General features: G+C 48.2%; 15 protein-coding genes. 2 read left to right on the top strand and 13 right to left on the bottom strand.

The annotated features are described in order from the left end of the window. Positions 1-64 precede the first annotated feature (64 nt). Positions 65-1,072 carry a LysR family transcriptional regulator gene (locus H5647_RS07100; protein ID WP_045857428.1) on the top strand — a complete coding sequence of 336 codons (1,008 nt, stop codon included), beginning with the start codon at positions 65-67 and terminating at the stop codon, positions 1,070-1,072. 51 nt (positions 1,073-1,123) lie between these two features. On the opposite strand, the gene H5647_RS07095 is transcribed toward H5647_RS07100, so the two are convergent. Beyond that, on the bottom strand, positions 1,124-1,399 hold the full coding sequence (locus H5647_RS07095) for a hypothetical protein (RefSeq protein ID WP_045857427.1): 276 nt from the start codon (positions 1,397-1,399) through the stop codon (positions 1,124-1,126). Positions 1,400-1,638: 239 nt separating this feature from the next. After that, positions 1,639-3,111 (bottom strand): aspartate kinase, encoded by a 1,473-nt coding sequence (locus tag H5647_RS07090; protein WP_268871345.1) that lies wholly within the window; start codon positions 3,109-3,111, stop codon positions 1,639-1,641. Between the two features lie 184 nt (positions 3,112-3,295). On the opposite strand from H5647_RS07090, the gene H5647_RS07085 reads away from it, so the two are divergent. Further along, on the top strand, positions 3,296-4,252 hold the full coding sequence (locus H5647_RS07085) for an alpha/beta hydrolase (protein ID WP_162926314.1): 957 nt from the start codon (positions 3,296-3,298) through the stop codon (positions 4,250-4,252). A gap of 101 nt (positions 4,253-4,353) precedes the next feature. Here the strand turns inward: H5647_RS07085 and H5647_RS07080 are convergent, their stop codons facing one another. The 11 genes from H5647_RS07080 to mutL all read right to left on the bottom strand — a co-directional run bounded on the left by H5647_RS07080 (position 4,354) and on the right by mutL (position 21,966). After that, entirely contained in the window at positions 4,354-10,281 is a 5,928-nt protein-coding gene (locus H5647_RS07080; protein ID WP_052691915.1) for a thrombospondin type 3 repeat-containing protein, read from the bottom strand. Positions 10,282-10,700: 419 nt separating this feature from the next. Then, positions 10,701-11,933 carry a GAF domain-containing sensor histidine kinase gene (locus H5647_RS07075; RefSeq protein WP_045857425.1) on the bottom strand — a complete coding sequence of 411 codons (1,233 nt, stop codon included), beginning with the start codon at positions 11,931-11,933 and terminating at the stop codon, positions 10,701-10,703. 207 nt (positions 11,934-12,140) lie between these two features. Beyond that, complete coding sequence (locus H5647_RS07070) at positions 12,141-13,433, bottom strand: adenylosuccinate synthase (RefSeq protein WP_045861175.1); 1,293 nt, start codon at positions 13,431-13,433, stop codon at positions 12,141-12,143. 64 nt (positions 13,434-13,497) lie between these two features. Continuing rightward, on the bottom strand, positions 13,498-14,691 hold the full coding sequence (locus H5647_RS07065; protein WP_045857423.1) for an ATP phosphoribosyltransferase regulatory subunit: 1,194 nt from the start codon (positions 14,689-14,691) through the stop codon (positions 13,498-13,500). Positions 14,692-14,704: 13 nt separating this feature from the next. Continuing rightward, complete coding sequence (locus H5647_RS07060; RefSeq protein WP_045857421.1) at positions 14,705-14,890, bottom strand: DUF2065 domain-containing protein; 186 nt, start codon at positions 14,888-14,890, stop codon at positions 14,705-14,707. 145 nt (positions 14,891-15,035) lie between these two features. Next, positions 15,036-15,908 (bottom strand): protease modulator HflC, encoded by an 873-nt coding sequence (gene hflC, locus H5647_RS07055; protein ID WP_045857419.1) that lies wholly within the window; start codon positions 15,906-15,908, stop codon positions 15,036-15,038. Positions 15,909-15,910: 2 nt separating this feature from the next. Then, positions 15,911-17,059, bottom strand: coding sequence for an FtsH protease activity modulator HflK (gene hflK, locus H5647_RS07050; protein WP_045857417.1), 1,149 nt, complete (start codon positions 17,057-17,059; stop codon positions 15,911-15,913). Between the two features lie 122 nt (positions 17,060-17,181). After that, on the bottom strand, positions 17,182-18,519 hold the full coding sequence (gene hflX, locus H5647_RS07045) for a ribosome rescue GTPase HflX (RefSeq protein WP_045857416.1): 1,338 nt from the start codon (positions 18,517-18,519) through the stop codon (positions 17,182-17,184). A gap of 106 nt (positions 18,520-18,625) precedes the next feature. Further along, positions 18,626-18,886, bottom strand: a complete 261-nt coding sequence (gene hfq / locus H5647_RS07040) for an RNA chaperone Hfq (RefSeq protein WP_045857412.1) — start codon at positions 18,884-18,886, stop codon at positions 18,626-18,628. Between the two features lie 264 nt (positions 18,887-19,150). Further along, positions 19,151-20,083 (bottom strand): tRNA (adenosine(37)-N6)-dimethylallyltransferase MiaA, encoded by a 933-nt coding sequence (miaA, locus tag H5647_RS07035; protein WP_121495418.1) that lies wholly within the window; start codon positions 20,081-20,083, stop codon positions 19,151-19,153. A gap of 47 nt (positions 20,084-20,130) precedes the next feature. Continuing rightward, positions 20,131-21,966 (bottom strand): DNA mismatch repair endonuclease MutL, encoded by a 1,836-nt coding sequence (mutL, locus tag H5647_RS07030; RefSeq protein ID WP_045857406.1) that lies wholly within the window; start codon positions 21,964-21,966, stop codon positions 20,131-20,133. Positions 21,967-21,990 lie beyond the last annotated feature (24 nt).

Here is a 21,990-nt window from a genome sequence, read left to right as displayed (position 1 = left end):
GCTATCTTACCGTTCATACAAGCGTATATATTGGGGTATAAATTCCACTGATGCGGATAAGGTAATGAACTTACACGGTGTTGATTTAAACTTAATGGTTGCCCTCAATGTATTGCTGCGAGAAAAAAGCGTAACACGAGCGGCAGAGTTTTTAGGCATTACTCAACCGGCTATGTCTAATGCATTAAAGCGCTTACGACAATTATTCGACGACCCACTGCTAGTACGCACCAGCGAAGGAATGAAACCGACAGAAAGAGCCCAAGCGCTAGAACCCCATGTTCGTGATTTATTAATTCAAGTTGAGCAGGTCGTGCAGCCAATCAATAAATTCACACCCGATAAAAGCGAACACTTTTATCGTATTGCGGTAAGTGACTACGGGGAATCGGCGTTAATGCCGCTAGTACTTGCGCGACTTCGTGAAGCCGCGCCCCATATTTCTATCGACATTATGGCGCCGAGCGACGTAAAAGCTCACGATGTTGAGCAGGGGTTTGTGGACTTTGTCATTAATCGTTTCGATGAATTGCCCCAGTCGTTTTACCAAACACTGTTATGGCGAGACAATTTCACCTGCGTGTACGCAAAAGATAACCCTATTGCGAATTGTTTTAATTATGAAACGTACATGAGCGCGCAACATATTTGGGTAAGCAAAACAGGAATGGGGGTAGGCGTTGGGGTAAACCCCGATGATGTGCAACGTTTAGGGTGGGTCGATGCGGCGTTACATAAACTGGGAGAGAAACGACATGTCAACGTCTTTACACGGCATTATCAAGCGGCGCTGCAAATGGCCGAGGTCAGTGAGCTGATTGTTACGTTGCCAACAAAAGCGGCTCAACTGCAAAAACATAATCCTAATTTGGTATTCACGCCACCACCGTTTACGATTCCAGCCCTTGAACTCACAATGGCGTGGAGCCCGCTATTACATTTTAATCCTGCGCATCAATGGCTGAGACGCTTAGTCGCGGATGTTGCTCATGAGCATGCCGACCCCAATATTCGACCTCACTACGAGCACTACGCTGCTCCAGCATTAGATAAGTCCGTTATCCAACCTTAGGTGAGCTGTTTTCTAAAAAAACGCGTGAGAAACGTCGAGCGAAAAGGAATGTCAGTAAGCGTAACTGACTAAGTGAACATTAGTTTCATCATGATGGGTATTGGAGGCCAGCAATTCTTTAGCTGCTTGGTAATCGGTATTCAATTGGTTCAATCGGTGAAAACACGCTTTTCGTTCGTCACCAACCGTACCGGAACATTCTTTACGTAATTCTTTATAGGTCGCCACAGTAGAAAGCGCCGATAACAGCGTATTTTCACTATTGTGGTCGGCCGTTGCTGCCGCAGAAAGAAATAACCCAAACAGAAATGCACTAAAAATTTTCATAGACTCACCAAGAACGCACCATTGTTACTCAAAGAAACACGATGTTTATTTTAACGACCGCTTTGGGAGGCAGTTTACACTTCAATCGTTACCGTTGTGAAGGTAGGTAACACGCCATTACCCTATAGGTAACGCCAATTAGCAGAAATGAGAAGAGGTTTTAAACGAAGAAGAGACAACAACAGGGTAGAACAAAGGAACAGAAGGCCGACGGGGTGGTGCCCCGCCGAGAGGTCAGGTTACACCGCAACACATGCCGATTGGTTTTCTTGCTGGGTTTCAACCAAACAATGATGCAAGCTTTGAACCGCTGCATCGTAATCATCTTCTTCAATGACAAATTGCATATCCACTTGACGCATAGACTGGTGCATTGCCAGTACACTTATATTTTTAGCGGCCAACGCCGTAACTGTTTGAGCTAAAATACCCGCAACCTGCATATTGCTACCAATGGCCGAGACTAGGGCAACTCTCTTTTGTTTGAGATCGGCTTCTGGGTATTTTTCTTCTAACACGTCACTAATACGCTTGACGGTTTTTAAGTTGGTGGCAAGATAATGCGTTACCGTATTCGCATTAATATCTTTCGATACGATGTGCGCTTTAAAACGGCGTAGAACGGCTAATATCTCGCGATCATATTCGTCGACCTTACCTGCCATATCTTGATCGAACAACTCAATTGCATAAACGCCTTTACGGCCAGCAATAATCTCAACACGTGGTGCGGTATTAACGTAATCACCCGTAATTAAGGTGCCTTCATGATCTGGTTCAAAGGTATTTTTAACGCGCAATGGGATATTGCTCTGCCGCATACCTTTTGCCGCACGCGGATGTATTGCTTCCATACCTAAGTTGGCCAGTTGGTCGGCAACATCGTAGTTTGTCCGCCCAATAGGCACCGCATTCTCTTCACCCACTAGACGAGGGTCGGCACTACTAAGGTGAAACTCTTTATGGATAACCGCTTCACGCACGCCCGTTATGACCGCTATACGGCTAAACGTCATTTCACTATAGCCCCGATCGAAGCTTTTCATTAAGCCCTGCTTACTGTGCGCGTAACCGGTCACAATGGGCAATTGTGTAGAGAGGTCAATATTTTTAAACGCTTCGACAATGCGCTCATCGAGTTCGAGATGCTGACTATCGCTCCAGGCGGTTAAGTCGACAAATACGGCGTTCACGCCGCTTTGGCGAAGCAATGTAGCCATATTCCATGCACTGTGCGCCTCGCCTATACTGGCGAGCATTTCACGTACGGTATCGAGGTGTGCCTGCAAGGCGAAATGACCATGCTCACAAAGATGCTGCAAATCATTCAGGCAGCGCTCAGCAGCGCCCAAACGTTCACCGATAAAATCATTGGCTTGCGCTAAAGATGCTTCATCGGTAAAGAAGCGTGCATTCAACTCAAACAGCCGTTTTTTCAGTTCGTCTAAAGATTCGCGCCAACTGTCATCGTTGACGCCATTGGCAAAACGGCCATAGATACCGGGTTGGCCGCTCTTTTTATGTTCGAGAAGCCCATCCGTAACACCACCATAAGCCGATACGACAAAAATTCGCTGATACCGCTCGCTTGGGTTCAGCACAATATTGTCTCGCACCGCTGTGTAATTAGTCATGGACGTACCGCCAATTTTTTCAACGGTATGCTGGTTTAAGGGCTGGTTAGGATAGTCTTTGCGGCTATCGTCACTCACGAACGGCCTCCTGATAATATTTGAATGTAAATAAGAACGCACATCCTACCGAAACGAAGTCACCGGTGAGTTGATGCGCGCCAAAAGCGGAGTGCATTCTAGGCTAAGAAACGCCGCCAGGGAAATCCACTGTGCAATTTTTGACGTATTTACTGTTAATTCTGCTCAAAATACGGAAATTCTTATGGTTAGGTCTCTCTACACCCCCTTTCTTCTCGTCATAGGGCTTCTCGGTGGTTGCGGAGGCCAGCAAGCCAGCGAACGTGACCCAACCCAACCGTCTTCCGAGCCTGCTACTCAGGTGCTAAGCCCATCACCCACCGTAGAGCTTAGCCCCGAGCCTCGATTGCCAAACCCTACGCCAAACGTGACGAAAGTTCGCATACCGTGGGGCACTGATAATGCACAGTTCGGCGACCTTTATTTAGCCGCTGATTCACAAGAACCTTTACCCGTGGTCGTCATGATTCACGGCGGTTGCTGGCAATCAAGCTACACGCTGGATTTACAGGAGGGGCTTTCATTTGCGTTGGCCGAACGACATTTTGCGGTGTGGAATATTGAATACAGGCGACTAGGCAATGGCGGTGAATGGCCGACGATGTTCGAGGATGTGGCTGCCGCAACGGATTATGTTCGGCACCTTGCCAAGCACTATCCTCTTAATGAGGACGCCGTTACGGCCATGGGACACAGCGCCGGAGGTCATCTTGCATTATGGTTAAGCGCTCGTTCTACACTTTCGGATAATAGCCCTCTCTACAACGAAAATCCTCTTCGCATTAAAGGCACGCTTACGTTGGGGGGGATTGGTGATCTAGAATCTGGCGCCTGCGGCAATAGCGCTGAGCAAATAATACATAAATCTAGCCTTAATCCAGAAGAGTTTTCTGAGCGACTGCTGAGCACCTCGCCGATGCATATGCTGCCCAATGGTAGCTCCAGCATTCTGCTAAGCGGCAGCCGCGACACGATTGTACCGCCCGCTATTTCCGAAAACTTTAGCGCCGCTGCCAATGCTGCAGGCGATACGAGTGAGCACTTAATAATTGCGGGGGCCAATCACTTTTACTTAATTGACGAAACTCGTATCGATATCAATTTACTCGACGATAGCCTGACACGCATCATCTCGCAGTAGATCCGCATTTTCCCTCAGACAAAAAAAATGCTCGCCCTCATGGGGCGAGCATTACTATATTGCGATAAGACCGACTAATTTGGCGGGCCTATAAACGACATTTAGAAGGGGCTGAAGTTATTCACGATATCATCCCGCGCCGTTGGGTTGAAGAGAATGGCCGTTTCGGCTACTCCGCCGCGACTGATAGCACCCTGGCGCACGTAGGTTGCGCCGCCGGTTTCAATCTCGCTTTCAACAAAAATAAAACGTTCCATTTCGTCCATATCAATATGCACTATGGGCATTAAACTCTCTGGAACGTCAAAGCTCATCACCGTAAGACCACCCATTGAGGACACGGTAACCGCACCCTCACCGACAATACTCGACGGATCGCCGCCATGGTTATGGCGCACAAACATTACGAATTGCGATGCATCCGTGCTATTGCCATTCTCCGAGGCAAAATACGCTTGCACGTCGAAGCCACCCATAGCGTCAGAGCCTTCGCCTATCCACACCCCTCCTACCGCCGTGCCCGCTGAGACAGCATCGAGCGTGTTGATCACGGCGTCAAGGCTTTGCGCAGGCACGGGGTCGAAATCGGAAGGATCGGTTGACGACTCTACCCAATCAAGGGCCACAATGTTGTCGCATTCAAGGTTGTCCATAAACCATTCATCGTGATCGTCATCGCACCAGAACCGGTACGTATCATTTTGAGTTTGTATGTGCGCTACATAGGCCATGGCACCATTACTAAAATTAAGCGTGTCGCCAATACCCGCAGAAAAATCGGGTGCCACACTTAATACCGGCATGCCTGCAAGAGTGAATGACTCTAACTCTACATGCATGATTTGGTAATCGGCAGCGATACCATCGGAGGTCATTTTTATAATCGCTGTTTCACCTGCAGTCGAGTCGACAAAACCGTCTACGACAATTAGATCATCAGCAAAGCCTATGCCGTTGTCCGTCAGGAACCCTTCTTTGTCCGTGTCGGAAGCAGGGTTCTCAACCCACTCTCCTAACCCGTCATTCCAGGAGCTCACGACCTCTAACGCATCAACCATTATGGTCCCATATTCATACTCGCTTTGATCGTCGACACCGTCACCAGTGCTGTCCCACATGTGTGCTTCCATCCAGCTCACACCGCTAGCCATGGCCGTGCTTTCTACCACGGCATCTGGTGGCGTTGCGGTTACAGTGCCAGCGGCTGCGCACTGAATAGTGCCGTCTTCACTGGAATAGCTGTCACTGAACATAAAGGTAAAGCTGTTCGTGGCAGGTAAGAATGTTCCGGTACCGGTGAAATCGGGGCCGCCAACCAAAACAAAATCATTGTTCGCGTCCATGATGGCACCGAGCCCTTCATCCTCCATTTCGCCCATGATGTGCATAAACAGTTGATTGCCTTCCATATGTGTTTCGAGGAAGAACGTATCGTCTTCGGACGCAACACAGGCACCGGTGTCATGATCAAAATCTTCACTTGTATCGGTAAAAGTTAATTCGGCTAGATACACACCGAATACCTCTTCAACCGTCATATCACACACGTCGCCCAAGCCATCGAGGTCAGTGTCGGCTTGGTCTTCGTTTGCGATTAGGACACAGTTATCCATTCCGTCGTCTACTCCGTCTCCATCGCGATCACCCATAGGTTCCGGAGATGGCGTACCGCTGGGCTCTGACGTCGGTGTGGACGTTGGCTCTGCCGTGGGTGTTGGTTCAGCGGTTGGTGTTGGCTCAGCCGTGGGTGTAGGTTCAGCCGTGGGTGTAGGTTCAGCCGTGGGTGTTGGCTCTGGAGTGGGCTCCGGTGTTGGCATTTCGTAGTCAAAATTGGCCAGTGCGGCTTCAGCGCCAACAGCGTTCAGCCCTGCGTTGCGGTACATTTCACCCGCCGCGCGCATACGCCCTTCACGCACATAGCCTACGCCATCAGTGTCTTCGACAACGGCTAGAATTACGGCCGCATCATCACTGGGTGTATCAAACTCATGCCTAAGCATTTCAGGCATCTCAAACGATAGGATTAAGTCCGTGTCATTGTTGAGAGGGTCCGATATTGCCCAACCGGTCATAATGGCCTGTCCGTCTGCGTCCATTAACGGCTCCATTACGCCATCATCACCGGCAAAGTAAAAGGTTGCAGTACCGGTTGTGCCCTCGGCACCAGACGGCGCATCACTTTGTAAGTAAGCCCTTACCTCGCCGCCGGACGACTCTTCTCGAGCCACCCAAATACCTTGCCAGAAGGCCATCATACTGCTATCAGAGTCGTGTATAACGTCTGATAGTGCGGTCGCTAGTACCGGTGAGTTTTCGCTTTCAGGCGGCTCCCAACTTGCGGCCATCCAATTTAAGCAACCCAATTGCACGCCGGCCCAATCATCTTCACCGCAGAACACCTCATAAGTATCAGCTTGGCTTTGCGCCGCTATTGCAAGGGCGTTCACCCCTGCTCCAAACGTTGCAAAAGGATCAATCAAACCTTCGTGCACCCAGTCACGGTTAACTAGGTTTGCCATTGGTTTACCTTCAGCCGATAGCGAGTAAGCACTTACCATCCACGACTGTATGGCGACTCCTCCGGCACTCATGCGTGACACAACAGCAGCGTCACCGTCGATATCAACACTCATATCTTCGGAGGCCTCCATCCAACCGGCAGAGGTCAACACAAGCCCTCCTCTGTCATCGTCCATCATTGAGGCTTCCCAAACGCCCGTTTCAGAATTCCAGACAAAGCTGCTTTCTCCTTCACTGCTTAGCAGGTCGTACCAAAATTCGATCTGATGATGGCCATCCATATCGTCGTACCACGAATCACTGCCGGAGGTGAAGAATCCTCCGTCGGCGCCGTCGGCATCCAATACGAGCGATGAGCTCACTTCTGGCATAGGCGTCATGGTCACAGCCATCATGGTGTAGCAGTATAGTACTGCCGTACCGTCGGCTTCAGTCACTTGCCGCTCTTCTTCTACCGTTCCGCTAATGACACCCGTGGCCGCATTATTAAGGCCCTGGAAAGTGAGATGGAATTCTTCCATCATGCCTGTGGGCATACGGTGCTCGCCATGATCTTCTATTACCACCTGGCCAAGCGCGTTCACCGTGCCTTCGCCAGCGTCTTCGCCGTCAAATTCATTTTCGGCAAAATGCAGTTTGAACTCTGTTCCCATTTGGGAAACGAGTGCCACTTCAGCCGTCATATTACCTTCGGCGCTATCGCAGTCTTGCGCCGCAATATCTTCCCAGCCTTCAGCCACGTCAGATTCGGCCACGCTGACAGTGATGTCCATAAGGTAATAGCCTGATAGGTCGGGTGGATCATCACAGAGGTTACCTATCCCATCTTCATCAGTGTCAGACTGATCAGCATTGGCCACTAAGGGACAGTTATCGCTGCCATCATCACTGCCATCACGATCACTATCGCGGTGTAGAGGGTCGGTACCCGCTTCCATTTCTGCTTCGTCGCTTTCGCCATCACCGTCATCATCGCTGTCTTCATTGTTTCCAATCCCATCGCCATCGGTGTCCATCGATTCTTCCGGGTTAAGCGGGAACCCATCGTCATCATCGGCATGGCCATCATTGTCGTCATCGAGATCGCACACATTACCCATTCCGTCGTCGTCGAAGTCAGTTTGTGGGCCTGCGGTATTCGGGCAGTTGTCCTGACTATCGCCTACGCCATCACCGTCGGTGTCAGCCGCTTGGCTGTCATCATAAGGGAAGGCATCTTCGCTATCAGGCGTGTTGTCGTTGTCGTCGTCTGGATCGGCGTTATCACCTATACCATCGTTATCCGAATCGCGCGTTTCAGTGGGGTCTGTGTCAAACGCGTCATCTTCGTCATTTACGCCGTCATTGTCGTCGTCATCATCGGGAGCTAAACCACCAGTGTCGGCGGCGCCATCTTGGTCGCTATCGATGTAGTCACCCTCGGGCACTGCGGCATTGTTATCATCGGTGTCTTGACCTGCAGGCCAACCATCACCATCGGCATCACTGGATTCTGACGCTCCCGGATCGAGAGGGAAGTCGTCGTCCGTATCTGGAACGCCGTCTCCGTCGTCGTCGTCGTCACAGGCATTACCCATGCTGTCTTCGTCAATGTCATCTTGGTTAGCATTGGCGACAAAACGGCAATTATCAGCATTATTGCCTACACCATCACCATCAGAATCCAACGTTTCCGTACCATCTTCTGGGAGCGCATCAGCACCATCTCTTACGCCGTCGCCATCGGTATCGCGATTTGTGGGGTCAGGGTCGTGTATGTCGATTAGATCATCGCCATCGGCATCGCTGTCGGCATTATCACCAATCCCATCACGATCCATATCACGGCTTTCCGAGGCATTGAACGGAAAGGCATCCCGAGGGCTCGCTTGGGTTTGGGGGGTATTCACTACATCATTGCCGTCGGTATGGTTGGCCACGCCGTCGCCATCAATATCATCATCTTTACCATCGCCAAAACCATCGCCGTCATAATCCGATGCTTCGGTAGGGTCAAGAGGTAGGTCGTCGTTTTCGTCAATCACACCATCATTGTCGTCATCAGAATCAACACTATTACCTAAGCCATCCCCATCGCTATCGACGAAAGCAATACCGGGATTATCCGCGTCGTCATCATTTGGATCTTGGCCGGCAGGCCATCCATCGCCGTCCACGTCGGTTGCGTCACTAGCACTGGCATCAAGAGGAAAGTCGTCCTCTGGGTCCAGCACGCCATCGTTATCGTCATCATCATCTTCCGCGTTGCCGGTGCCGTCACCGTCTGTGTCTGAATGCTCACTTGGGTTTAACGGAAATACATCGTTGGCATCTCGTGTTCCATCATTATCGTCATCAGGGTCTGCGTTATTACCAACGCCGTCACCATCGGTATCTAACGTTTCACTAGGATCATTGGGAAAGGCATCGTCGGCATTGATAACGCCGTCGTGATCTCGGTCGGTATCGGCTTCACCGGGTGCAGCATCAGTATCGACCGTGCCATCCGTTAGGCTGGTCGTATCTGCAGTGCTGCCTGTATCGGCCGTCTCATCACTCAGTAACTGTTCGACGTCTTCGACGGTATTATTTGTGCCGGGAATAAATAAATTTGAGGGATCGGTTTCAATAATGACCGTGGCATCATCACTATCGTAATTCTCTAAAACTTCATTTTCGCTGTTGTTCCCATCAATAGAGCCATCGCTAAGGTCATCGGCTAGACCCTCCAGAATATCTCCCGTAGTCGCGCCTTCTGTATTCTGCTGAATACTAAAGATTACTGCAGCGGCACCTGAGATAGCCGTGCGATACGCAGAAACCTCACCAAGCTCCTCATCAGTATCGGTATCATTCGTCACCATGGGCGGCACCGAGAAAATATCCACATCGGAATTCATTCCAAACCCTAATGCTGAGACGACTTCGTTAGCAGCAGCCTCCAATCCGTCTAAAAGCTCTTCATCCGTTATACTTCCGTCGTCATCTGATTTAGCTGCAGCGAGTGCTACAGCCATAGTTGTTAACGGCGTAATATAGACGGGATCGCCAATGCGATCGACGGTAACCACGGTTCGGACATCCGAGATAATCGGCGGCATACCTGTATTTAGATCAATGGTATCGTCATTTGCGCTTACGACAATGAGGAAGGGGCCGGTCTCATCCGCGTCAACCTCTAAACCAACAAATTGCGCTTGGGCATCCGTACCGCCTTCGTCGAGCAGTACACCCTCTAAATTTTCCGCACTAGCATCTAACCGATAAATTCGCACCACGGCATTCGCAATAGGGCCGTCAACTGCAGCACCCGAAAACGATAAGGGTGCAGCGGGTTCAGGTGTTGGTGTAGGTGTGGCGGGAACGTCTGTTGGCTCTACCGTTGGCGGAACGATAACGTCTGTAAGTGAGTTGCCATCACTACCGCTATCACACCCTGCGAGCCACCCTACAAGGATGACACTCATCAGAATTACCATTTTCTTGCTTGCTTGTCGGCTACTCGCCGCGCCTACCAACAGAGGAGACATATACTGGATTCCCTTTGATTCCGCGATTAACGTATAACTGATTTTAACGAGCGCAGTTGCACTACGGCGCTCTAACAGTTCGAAAGTATAGGAAGGAATTTTTTGATGCGGGCAGAGGAAAGAAGCCAATAGGTATATGCGTTATTTTATTGACGACCTTCTAATTCAATCACTTACCCTTGTTTTTTTTGAATTAAAATAATCTGTCAAATTTTTATAGGGGGGAGGGTTTTATTTAATAGCAACTAGGAATATAGGAAGAATTGAACACTGCTTTGAGGACTAAAAACAGGTCCTTTAGACTCTACAGTTGTAAGCTTATGCGTAGACAAACCAATAAAATCTATAGCTATGAGCGCCAAATTTACATTAACCCTATTTTTAACTTATCACGACAGCAACAGTTTATACAAAAGAGCTCACCCATTAGCAACGGGCAAGGAAAATGAGACACAATAATTCGGGCCAATATTTTCGATCAATAGCGTTGACTGATGCGCGACCAACACTTCTCTTACAATATCAAGGCCAAACCCAACAGAGCCGTATAACTTTTTCGTTTCCACCGATTCACTATCGTCTTTTTCACCAATGGTATTATTAATGGTTATTTTACAGGCTTGATCAACAACGCTGGCATTTAGTTGAATGTAACTGTTAGCAGGCGAATACTTGATCGCATTTACCAGTAAATTCATTAAGCTTTGGTTGATTCGCTTGCTGTCACACAACACCTTCACATCGTTTTGTCCAGTCAACTCAAATTGAATACCCGACTCTGCAGCAAATAACGCCACAGATTCTACCGCTTCATTAAAAAGTGTTTCGGTCTTTATGGGCAGCTGTACCAAACTAAACTTGCCCGTACTAATGGCGGCATTCTCCAAAATTGTCGATACAAACTCTAACGCCCTTTCTGCCGGACGCTGGATATTCACAATAATGGTACGCAAGCGTTTTTCACTTAACCCTTCTCGAGCTCCCATTCGAGCATATCCAAGAATAGAACCTAAAGGGTTGCGGAGATCATGCGCAACATAACCGACAAAGCGCTTAATTCGATCATTTAACGCTTTTAACCTATCTTCCTTGTTACGCAACAAAATGAAGGAACCCATAGAGTTTGCCATAAGCAAAATAAGATTATGCTCATGAAACGAAAAACCACGGTGTCTTGGTGTTGTAGACGTAAAATTTAACGTGCCAAACAACTTATCGCCCACAAAAATGGGCGCAGACAAATAGGCCTCTAGCTTTAAGTTTTGATACACCGGATGACAGTTCATATAGTCCAGTTTGCCAACCTCAGGAAAACCGAGTACTTGCCGGCTTCGAACGACCTCGCGACAGTAGGTGTCCTCAAGCATAAACTCCTGCCCTTTATGCAACAGTTCAATTGGGCTAACCACATCACAAATACGGTATATTCCATCTTCGGTAACTTGGCTGACTATCCCCGTCTCTAAACCAAAAACCTCGAGCCCTGAGACTAAATACTCTCGAATAAGCTCGTCAAAATCCTCGAACTTATTTGCGGTTAGCAAATGAATTCGCGTGAGATTGGACAGCATAGCTTTGAGCTGGTCGGTTTCGGGTATAGAGGAGTCCATATCCAAGTAGACATGATCATCAACAAACTGAGGGTAATCCATAGCTAAGTAGATCCTGCGGCCATCAATATAAAAAACGCTTTAAAGACTCTTTAAGTATAGTTAATCTTTTAACGGAGTATAAACACCACAATACCACTCTCGCGAAGATTCTGAAGGTATCCAATACACTCGATCGACGCCCATAAAAAAACCGCTGGCTTAGCAGCGGTTTTATAATCTTTCACGTTAAAGCTAACACAAAAAAACTTAAGTAAAGGGACTTCTCAGCACAATGGTTTCAACTCGGTCTGGCCCAGTCGAAATAATGTCTACCGTTATACCAACCAGTACCTCTAAACGACTAATGTAATCTCGTGCCGCCTGCGGAAGCCCTTCGACCGTCTGCACACCTACAGTGGAGTCTGTCCAACCAGGCATGCTCTCGTATACAGGCTGAATATCTTCCCACCCTTCGGCGTCACACGGAATGCTAATAGTTTCGCCCGCACTATTCTGGTAACCCACGCAAATTTTGACCTCTTTAAGGCCATCTAGCACATCCAATTTAGTTAGACACATGCCACTCATGCTATTAATGCGGACAGCATGTTTAACGGCAACGGCATCAAACCAACCTGTCCGACGCTTGCGTCCAGTCGTAGCGCCGAACTCGTGCCCTTTAACCCCCAAGTATTCGCCCACTTCACACTCGAGCTCTGTAGGAAACGGGCCAGAACCTACACGGGTGGTGTAAGCCTTCGTTATACCCAATACGTAATCCAGATACAGCGGGCCAAACCCCGAACCCGTGGCGGTGCCGCCGGCAGTGGTATTGGATGATGTTACAAACGGGTAGGTGCCGTGATCGATATCGAGTAACGACCCTTGCGCGCCTTCGAATAAAATATTCTCTCCGGCTTCACGTGCAACATGCAGGTCATCTACCACGTCAGAAATCATCGGGATCAATTCTTTCGCTAAGGTAAGCGTTTCAGATAACACCTTTTCATAGCTTATGGCTTCAGCACCGTAATATTGTGTCAATGCGAAATTGTGGTACTCCACAACGTCTTTAAGTTTTGCCGCAAAACGGTCAGCATTGAGCAAGTCGCCCAAACGTAGACCTCGGCGAGAGACCTTATCTTCGTATGCAGGGCCAATGCCTCTGCCGGTTGTACCTATCTTAGCCTCACCACGCTTGGTTTCTCGCGCTTGATCAAGGGCAACATGATAAGCAAGAATCAAAGGGCACGAAGGAGACAAGCGTAAGCGCTCTCGAACAGGAACACCTTGTGCTTCTAGCTCTTTCATTTCCTTCATCAAAGCGTCAGGCGCAAGCACGACACCGTTACCAATAAAACACGTAACGCCGTCATGCAATATGCCAGAAGGGATCAAGTGCAATACCGTCGTTTTACCTTCAATTACAAGCGTGTGGCCCGCATTGTGGCCGCCCTGAAATCGTGCGACGTGGGATACCTGCTCAGTGAGCAGGTCCACAATTTTACCTTTACCCTCGTCACCCCATTGGGTGCCTAGAACCACAACATTTTTACCCATTTTTAGCATACACTCTTTTTTACTAATCTTTACGCGGCCCCTTTAGGCTACCGCTCAATACCGTTTAGACAGATTCTATCTCAAACTGTCCGTTACGCTCGACTAACACTCGATTGCAGTTTTGATGCAATAGAGGCTCAGTTTGACCCGATAATGCCACTACTACACGCTCTCCCGCCGCTCTCAATTCTGATATTTTTTGCCACTGACGAGTACCTACGCCCGTATCACTAACGGAAGGCGCAAAGATACCACCATTAACTTTTTCGGCAACCTCTACCACCTGACTTATTGCCGTAAGATCGACATTAAAACCGGTAGCGGGCCGCGGACGACCAAAAGCCTCTCCAATATGGTCGTAACGACCGCCATTCGCTATGGCTTCCCCTAATCCTGGCGCAAATGCGCCAAAAACGATACCTGTATGATAATGATAACCACGGAGCTCGCTTAAATCGAAATATAATTGCGCCTCGGGGTAACGTGGCTGTAGAACTTTCGCTAGCTCTGCAAGTTCGTCCAATGCAGCCGCAACTTCGGCTGGCGCTTCAGCAAAAACCTCTTGGGCACGAGCCAGCGTACTAACGCTACCAGACAGCTTTGGAAGCTCGATAAACCAATTGCGCATGTACTCTTCGTCTATATTATCTTCAACCCAACGCTGAATTTCCGTGGTAGCCTTGGCCTGAAGCAGGTTAAACAGCGCTTCTTCTTTTGCTTCGTCCAAACTTGCCGCTTCGGACAATGCTCGGAAAATACCCACGTGTCCGATATCAATATACTGTTTGTCTAGGCCGGCAGCCTGCAATGTGCTTAACAGTAAGCTAATCACTTCTAAGTCGGCATCTATACCTGGCTCACCGAACAATTCAACACCAGCCCACACCGGAGTGCGCGATGCTAGAGGTGCTTTCGGGCGGGTGTGTAGCACATGCCCAGCATAACAAAGACGATTAACCCCTTCCCGCTTCAAGCTATGAGCATCCATTCGAGCCGCCTGTGGCGTCATATCAGCACGAATACCCATGGTCTTCCCAGACACTAAATCCGTCACCTTGAAGGTGAGCAGTTCAATATCGCGGCCCGAGCCTGTGAGAAGCGAGTCGGTAAACTCCACCATAGGCGGGATAACGTAATCGTAACCCCAGCACTTAAAAGTATCGACCAATCTACGGCGAAGTCCTTCAACTTTGTTAGCCGCTTCAGGGAGTAACTCTTCAATGCCGTCTGGCAGCAACCAGCGGTCAACTCTACTCATAATGTGTATATTCTCAATTAGTGATTAACAACAATGCCAGCCCAATCAACATGCTAAGGAGACCCATAATCCGCAAACGACGGTCATCAATAATCGCTAGGGTTGCCACCAATTTACGCCAACGATCAGGGTACAGAAAAGGCACGACGCCCTCTATGATCAATATCAGGCAAACAGCTTTACCGAGTTCTTCCCACATAGGATTCTAATGAAGCCTTTATCATTAACATTTCAGTTGTTCGCTAAGCATGACGGGTACTTTTGAAGCCCCACCCATCATCCGTAGACATAAAAAAACCGGCTCTATCGGAGCCGGTTATGTGATTTTACCATGAATTCAAGCGCTATTTGCCTTTTGAATTCTTCAGATAACGGAAGAATTCGCTATCAGGGTCAATCAGTAGTATGTCTTCTTTGCCACTAAAGCTTTGTTTATAAGCTTCCAGACTACGAACAAAGCTGTAAAACTCCGGATCTTGCTGAAAAGCCGCCGCATAGATACCGGACGCCTTTGCATCACCTTCACCACGAAGTAGCTCTGCATCACGATAAGCCTCTGCCTGCATGATCGTGCGTTGACGCTCTGCATCGGCGCGAATGATTTCCGCTTGCTCTTTACCTTGTGAACGATGTTCCTGCGCTTCTCGTTCACGCTCAGCGCGCATACGGCTAAATACCGGGCCACTCACATCCGACGGTAAATCAATTTTCTTCACTCGCACATCAACCACTTCGATACCCAGAGAATCTTGGGTAAATTCGTTTAGCTGATTGGTGAGGTTAGTCATTAATTGATCGCGCTCTCCACTCACAACTTCTTGCAATGATCGCTGAGCAAACTGGTTCCGCAAACCACCATTAATACGCTGCTCTAGCAGTCGCTTTGCGCGGGCCTCATCACCGTTAGTTGCCGTGTAATAGGTTCCTACATTGATAATACGCCACTTGGCAAAGCTGTCGACCATCATGCTTTTCTTTTCGACAGTCAGAAAACGTTCAGCTCGTGCATCCAATGTCAGTACACGCGCATCGAACTTGCGCACTTCTTGTACAATTGGGATTTTGAAATGCGCACCAGGTTGTAAGTCAGCATTGGCCACTCGACCAAGATGCAACAGCACGCCACGCTCAAACTCGTTGACGATGTAGATTGAATTCGCTGCAATCACAATGGTAACAAAAGCGAGTATGGATAATATAAAGGCTCTTACGGACATAACTATCTCCCCTCCCTACGACGCGCATTAAGACCAGACTCTTCTTGGCGAATATTCTCTAACACTTGATTCGTCAAAGTGTCCATGTCAACGGCGTCCATAGCTCGCCCAGCGGGCTGACGATTACTGCTCATAATTTTATCGAGCGGTATATACATCATGTTATTACCGCCTTCCACATCAACCATTACCTTAGAACTTAGACTCATCACTTGTTGTACCGCATCTAGGTACAAACGCTGCCGTGTCACTTCAGGGGCTTTTTTATACTCGGCAAGTAAATACTCAAAACGTTTCGCCTCACCTTCTGCTTCGGCAATGACTTTTTCTTTATACGCGTAAGCTTCTTCTAACACACGCTGTGCAGCACCACGCGCCTCAGGAATAACGCCGTTGGCATAAGCTTGCGCCTGATTCTGAAAACGCTCTTCATCTTCTCTCGCTTCAATCACTTCATCGAACGCGCCCTGTACTTCACGAGGCGGATTAGAATCTTCGATATTCACCTTTTCAATACTTATTCCTGTTTCATAGGAATCAAGGTACATTTGCAAGCGATCCTGAACATCAAAAGCAACCTGCTCTCGACCTTCGGTTAACACCGCATGCATCAAAGCCGAACCTGCCACATGCCTTAACGCACTATTTGTTGCTTGCTTTAAACTTTCTTCAGGCGATTTCACTCGCAACAAAAATTGCTCAGCATCGTTGATCAAATACTGGACTGACAATTTGATATCAACAATATTCAAATCTTTAGTAAGCATTTGCTCTGACGTGGTCCACTGGCGTACACCCGTCACATTAATGGTATAAACCTTATCCACTAAAGGCGGGTTCCAGCGAAAACCAGGGCCTTTAGTTTCATGATAATTCCCTAGGCGTAATACAACGGCCCTCTCTTGCTCGTTCACAATACCCGAGCCAAGAACAATATATATTCCCGCGATAACAATAAGAACAAGAGCAACCATAGACCAACCAAAACCAGAGCCTTGCCCGCCACCGCTTCTACCGCCGCCACCAAATAGGCCAGACAACTTCTTTTGTAGGTTTTTCAGGGCTTCATCTAGGTCGGGCGGGCCATCATTGCCGCGCTTTCCGCCACCCCAGGGGTCTTTATTATTACCACCCGGTTCATTCCAAGCCATAAGTTACTCCGTATTATTTTGAATTAGTTGAGAGGATATAAAGGCGATTTGGCCGTTTTCAACTGTACGCGTTCGCGAAACGAGCACGCTAGTTAAAAAACAGGCTAGTCAATAGGTTAGATTTAGACCGCCAGACGCTCGTCGTCTGAATCTTGTTGCGGTTGAACCGCAAGGTCTTGGAGATCAATGTTCTCAGCCGAGAGCATACGCTTGAGATCCACTTGGGGCAATCTTATCTCAATTTCACAACGACCGTCTGGCAAATAGGATTCGCCAAGCACTGCATTTTGCCGGTGCAACCGCGCACGTAAACTACCCATATCACCGGACAAACTCACTTTCTCATGGAACATGTCATCCGTTAACAAATCCGATATCGCTTTGAATAATAGCTCTATTCCCGCCCTGTCTTCTTGGGAATCCCGAGCGGAAAGCCAAACGGCGACCGGTTTGCCCAAATCATCGCGATCTATTCTGGGCGCCATACCTTCCATTAAATCGATCTTGTTATAGACCAGTAAACGCGGAATTTGATGAGCTTTGATTTCTTCTAAAACGAGATCGACCTGTTCAATATTATGCAAACGCTCATCCGCCGGGGCATCGATAACGTGCAACAACAAATCGGCACTAGCGGCCTCTTCTAGCGTGGCGCGAAACGATTCAACTAAGCGGTGTGGTAGATTACTAATAAAACCCACCGTGTCGGCGAGCACTGCGCCACCAACATCCGGTAAATTAATACGACGCATAGTAGGGTCTAAGGTCGCAAACAATTGGTCACGAACATAAACACCCGCTTCAGTAATCGCATTAAACAACGTGCTTTTACCAGCATTGGTATAACCAACAAGAGAGACGGTAGGGATATCAGCGCGGCTTCTTGCTCGCCGGCCTTGTTCACGTTGTTTTCGCACTTTTTCAAGACGCTTACCGATAGTCTTAATTCGCGCTCGTAACAAACGACGATCAGACTCCAATTGCGTTTCCCCTGGCCCACGTAAACCGATGCCACCTTTCTGTCGTTCAAGGTGCGTCCAGCCGCGAATCAACCGAGTGGACATATGCTCAAGCTGAGCTAATTCAACTTGTAACTTGCCTTCGTGGGTACGCGCACGCTGGGCAAAAATATCGAGGATAAGCCCTGTGCGGTCGAGCACACGACATTCAAGCTCTTTCTCTATATTGCGTTCTTGGCTTGGGGACAACTCGTGATTAAATATCACTAACCCAGCATCGTGCTCACGCACTAACTGAAGTAGCTCATCGAGTTTACCGGTGCCAATAAAGTACTTTGAGTGGGGTGCAGAACGCGCGCCAGTGAGCATTTCCACTGGATCTCCCCCCGCCGACAATACCAGCTCTTCAAACTCTCTGGGATCATCAGCCGCTACTGCCTTTGGCAGCTCCAAGTGAACCAAGATGGCTAATTCACCAGAATCAGGTCTATCAAAAAACAAGTAATTCTCCGCTATGAGGTTGGCTAAAAGCAGTGTCTAAGATACGTCCAAGCTAAATAGGCTGACCTAGACCAACGTCTATTCCCCTGCTTTTAGCGTCTCGAAGCTATTCACCATTATCCAGATCATCGCCAGTGCCATCAGCATTTAGCATAGGCACGCGAACAGGGCGTGAAGGGACAACAGTAGAAATAGCGTGCTTATACACCATTTGGCTTACAGTGTTTTTAAGCAAAACCACAAACTGGTCAAACGATTCAACTTGTCCCTGAAGTTTGATGCCGTTAACCAAATATATGGACACCGGAATGCGCTCTTTACGAAGCACATTAAGGTAAGGGTCTTGTAAGCTATGCCCTTTTGACATGGGTATTCTCCTTGTAAGGATCAAAAGTAAGTAGTCACGTTCTCTTAATAAAAAAACATTAAACGGGTGTTAACACGCCAAGTTCGCGCTTATAACCATTTATAGAGTTTTAAGATCAATAGTATCCGTGTAAGCGTATAAATTGACTATAGTCGTTCGGGCTAGAATGTCACGATCAACCGGCTTCCTTACCGATAATGTTAATAATCACACAATCTCTCGCCCCAACATCCTGCACTCGTCATTAAGCAGGTCTCCGCGCCATTATATGGTGGTTGGAGATAAAATTCTCAATGCTTTAATCACAATTTCACTAGAACTCAACAATTCTCCATTTTCATGCTGACTATATAACCAATTTAAGTTCGGCCAAGAGCGTAGCCACGTTAATTGTCGTTTAGCCAACTGCCGAGTTGCAATAATGCCCCGCTCTCGCATGTGAGAAAAGTCACTCTTACCCTCGAGGTAATCCCATACCTGACGATACCCCACTGCTCTAATTGCGGGCAATTCCGAATTTAAATCGCCTCGACGGTACAATGTTTCGACCTCGGAAATAAACCCGAGTTCAAGCATTAATTTAAAACGCGATTCTATCCGTTGATGAAGCACGGTTCTGTCAAAAGGTGTAATCGCAATTTGGGTCCATTCATACTCATGCAAGAGACCGCCACTGTTTTCTTGACGGAACTCACTTATTGGTTTTCCTGAAAGCCGATACACTTCAAGCGCACGGCAAATTCGCTGCGAATGGTTAGGGTGTATCAATTCCGCCGTTACACGATCAACCAGCCCTAACTGATCATGCATATACGGCCAACCAAAATCAGCGGCTTCTTTTTCGATCTGCGCGCGAGTAGCAGGCTCTGACGCTGGCATGGTTGAAAGCCCTTCGAGCAAAGCTTTGAAATACAGCATGGTGCCACCAACCAATAACGGCGTTTTACCTTGAGCAACAATATCGGCCATTTCTTTCGTCGCATCTTTTGCGAAATCTGCCGCAGAATAGGGTTCGGACGGGTCCCGAATGTTAATCAAACGATGGGGCGCGCGCGCAAGCTCATCTGCGCTAGGTTTAGCAGAGCCGATATCTAAACCACGGTAAACCAACGCAGAGTCGACACTAATAATTTCGGCGCCTAACTGTTCATGCAATGCTATAGCCAGATCCGTTTTCCCTGACGCAGTGGGTCCCATTAACGCGATCGCACGAGGCTTTCCGCTGGGATGTTCGGCAAGCTCCACTATTGACCTCGCATAAATAATTTATCTAGCTGCGCTAACGAAAGCTGACTCCACGTAGGCCTACCATGATTACACTGGCCACTACGTTCAGTTGCTTCCATATCTCTCAATAAAGCATTCATTTCGGCAACGTTTAACTTTCGATTTGCTCGCACAGAACCATGGCACGCCATCGTCGATAAAATTTCATTAATATTATGCTGGATCCGCTCACTTGACCCAAAAGCAATAAGATCCGATAAAACATCCCGCACTAACTGTTCAACATTCGCGCGATTCAAGATAACAGGTAACTGCCGAATTAAAAGTGATTCTGGCCCTGCCCTTTCTATGTCGAAGCCTAAACGCGTAAAAACTTCATTACACTCCTGCGCACTATCCGCTTCCTTTTCACTCACCGCCATCGATTGCGGGACCAGTAGCGGCTGCGATTGAATTTTTTGTTGTTCTTGCTGTGTTTTCATTCTTTCGTAAGTAATACGCTCATGCGCTGCATGCATATCAACAACAACCATACCCTGCTCGTTCTCAGCCAAGATGTAGATGCCTTTTAACTGTGCAATCGCATACCCGAGCGGCGGAACCTCTCCCTGCTGATTAAAATCAACCGTTTGGGACTGCGACGACGGAGCGCTATAGCTCCCAGCAGAAGTATACTGAGGCTGAGCCTGAGGCCGATATTCGCCTCCCGATTCTGCAACCGCACTAGAGGTATATTCGAATTGAACAGGCTTCTGTCCGGCCAGCACTAATGCTCCTTGCTCTGGAGGTTTATCAAAAGGTGCTACCGGTGCGGGCTCTCCCGCCATAAGCTCTGAATTGACCGCTGCAGGACGAACGTCTGCGAGCGCTTTATGGAGGCTTCTAAAAAGAAAGTCGTGAACTAATCGATTATCACGAAAACGTACTTCATGTTTCGTTGGATGAACATTAACGTCAACATTGGCTGGATCGAGTTCCAAATAAAGTACAAAGGCGGGATGACGACCATGATATAAAACATCTTGGTACGCTTGCTTAATCGCATGCCCCACTAATCGGTCTCGAATAGCTCGGCCGTTAACATAAAAATGCTGCAAATCAGCCTGGCTACGCGAAAAGGTCGGTAACGCCACCCAACCCCATAAGCGTAAACCTGCGCGTTCAATATCCACATGCACACTATTTTCCATGAAGACTGGACCGCAAATTTGAGCAGCTCGCCGCTCTTGCTCTAACTGCGAATGAGCCGGTCGCCAGCTATGGATGACTCGACCATTATTTTTCAGCGAAAACCCTAATTCAAAACGTGAAAGAGCCAAACGTTTGATAATATCTTCAATACGAGAATATTCTGTTTTTTCTGTCCTTAAAAATTTTCGGCGTGCAGGCGTGTTAAAGAATAAGTCTCTTACCTCTACCGACGTACCCCGTGGATGCCCAGCAGGTGTTACTACCGCATCCATATCGCGACCTTCGGCTTCTACGCACCAGCCACTATCGCTATCACCGTTATTACTGGTTAATTTTAACCGTGCAACGGAGCTGATGCTGGCTAATGCCTCTCCGCGAAATCCCAAAGTACCGACAGATTCTAGATCATCTAAACTTAATATTTTACTCGTTGCATGACGGCTTAACGCCAACGGTAAATCTTGCTTGGCAATGCCCTTTCCGTTGTCACGCACTCGAATTAACTTTGTACCACCACTTTCCACCTCCACGTCCAGCTGCTGGGCACCGGCGTCCACACTATTTTCGACTAGCTCTTTGATGACGGAGGCGGGACGCTCAACAACTTCTCCCGCCGCGATCTGGTTAGCTAATCTCGGGCTGAGTTTTTGAATATGATTCATGTATAAGACTGTTTGTGATGGGAA

Source organism: Teredinibacter purpureus, assembly GCF_014217335.1.
Taxonomy (GTDB): Bacteria; Pseudomonadota; Gammaproteobacteria; order Pseudomonadales; family Cellvibrionaceae; genus Teredinibacter; species Teredinibacter purpureus.
This window is presented reverse-complemented; position numbering and strand designations above follow the sequence as displayed.

Bases quoted from the DNA above. Each gene is read 5' to 3' on its own strand.
- hflC (WP_045857419.1), bottom strand. From the start codon at position 15,908: ATGTCCGTAAGAGCCTTTATATTATCCATACTCGCTTTTGTTACCATT.
- H5647_RS07060 (WP_045857421.1), bottom strand. From the start codon at position 14,890: ATGTGGGAAGAACTCGGTAAAGCTGTTTGCCTGATATTGATCATAGAG.
- H5647_RS07075 (WP_045857425.1), bottom strand. From the start codon at position 11,933: ATGGATTACCCTCAGTTTGTTGATGATCATGTCTACTTGGATATGGAC.
- mutL (WP_045857406.1), bottom strand. From the start codon at position 21,966: ATGAATCATATTCAAAAACTCAGCCCGAGATTAGCTAACCAGATCGCG.
- hflK (WP_045857417.1), bottom strand. From the start codon at position 17,059: ATGGCTTGGAATGAACCGGGTGGTAATAATAAAGACCCCTGGGGTGGC.
- H5647_RS07080 (WP_052691915.1), bottom strand. From the start codon at position 10,281: ATGTCTCCTCTGTTGGTAGGCGCGGCGAGTAGCCGACAAGCAAGCAAG.
- H5647_RS07095 (WP_045857427.1), bottom strand. From the start codon at position 1,399: ATGAAAATTTTTAGTGCATTTCTGTTTGGGTTATTTCTTTCTGCGGCA.
- miaA (WP_121495418.1), bottom strand. From the start codon at position 20,083: ATGGGACCCACTGCGTCAGGGAAAACGGATCTGGCTATAGCATTGCAT.
- H5647_RS07065 (WP_045857423.1), bottom strand. From the start codon at position 14,691: ATGAGTAGAGTTGACCGCTGGTTGCTGCCAGACGGCATTGAAGAGTTA.
- hfq (WP_045857412.1), bottom strand. From the start codon at position 18,886: ATGTCAAAAGGGCATAGCTTACAAGACCCTTACCTTAATGTGCTTCGT.
- H5647_RS07070 (WP_045861175.1), bottom strand. From the start codon at position 13,433: ATGGGTAAAAATGTTGTGGTTCTAGGCACCCAATGGGGTGACGAGGGT.
- H5647_RS07100 (WP_045857428.1), top strand. From the start codon at position 65: ATGAACTTACACGGTGTTGATTTAAACTTAATGGTTGCCCTCAATGTA.
- H5647_RS07085 (WP_162926314.1), top strand. From the start codon at position 3,296: ATGGTTAGGTCTCTCTACACCCCCTTTCTTCTCGTCATAGGGCTTCTC.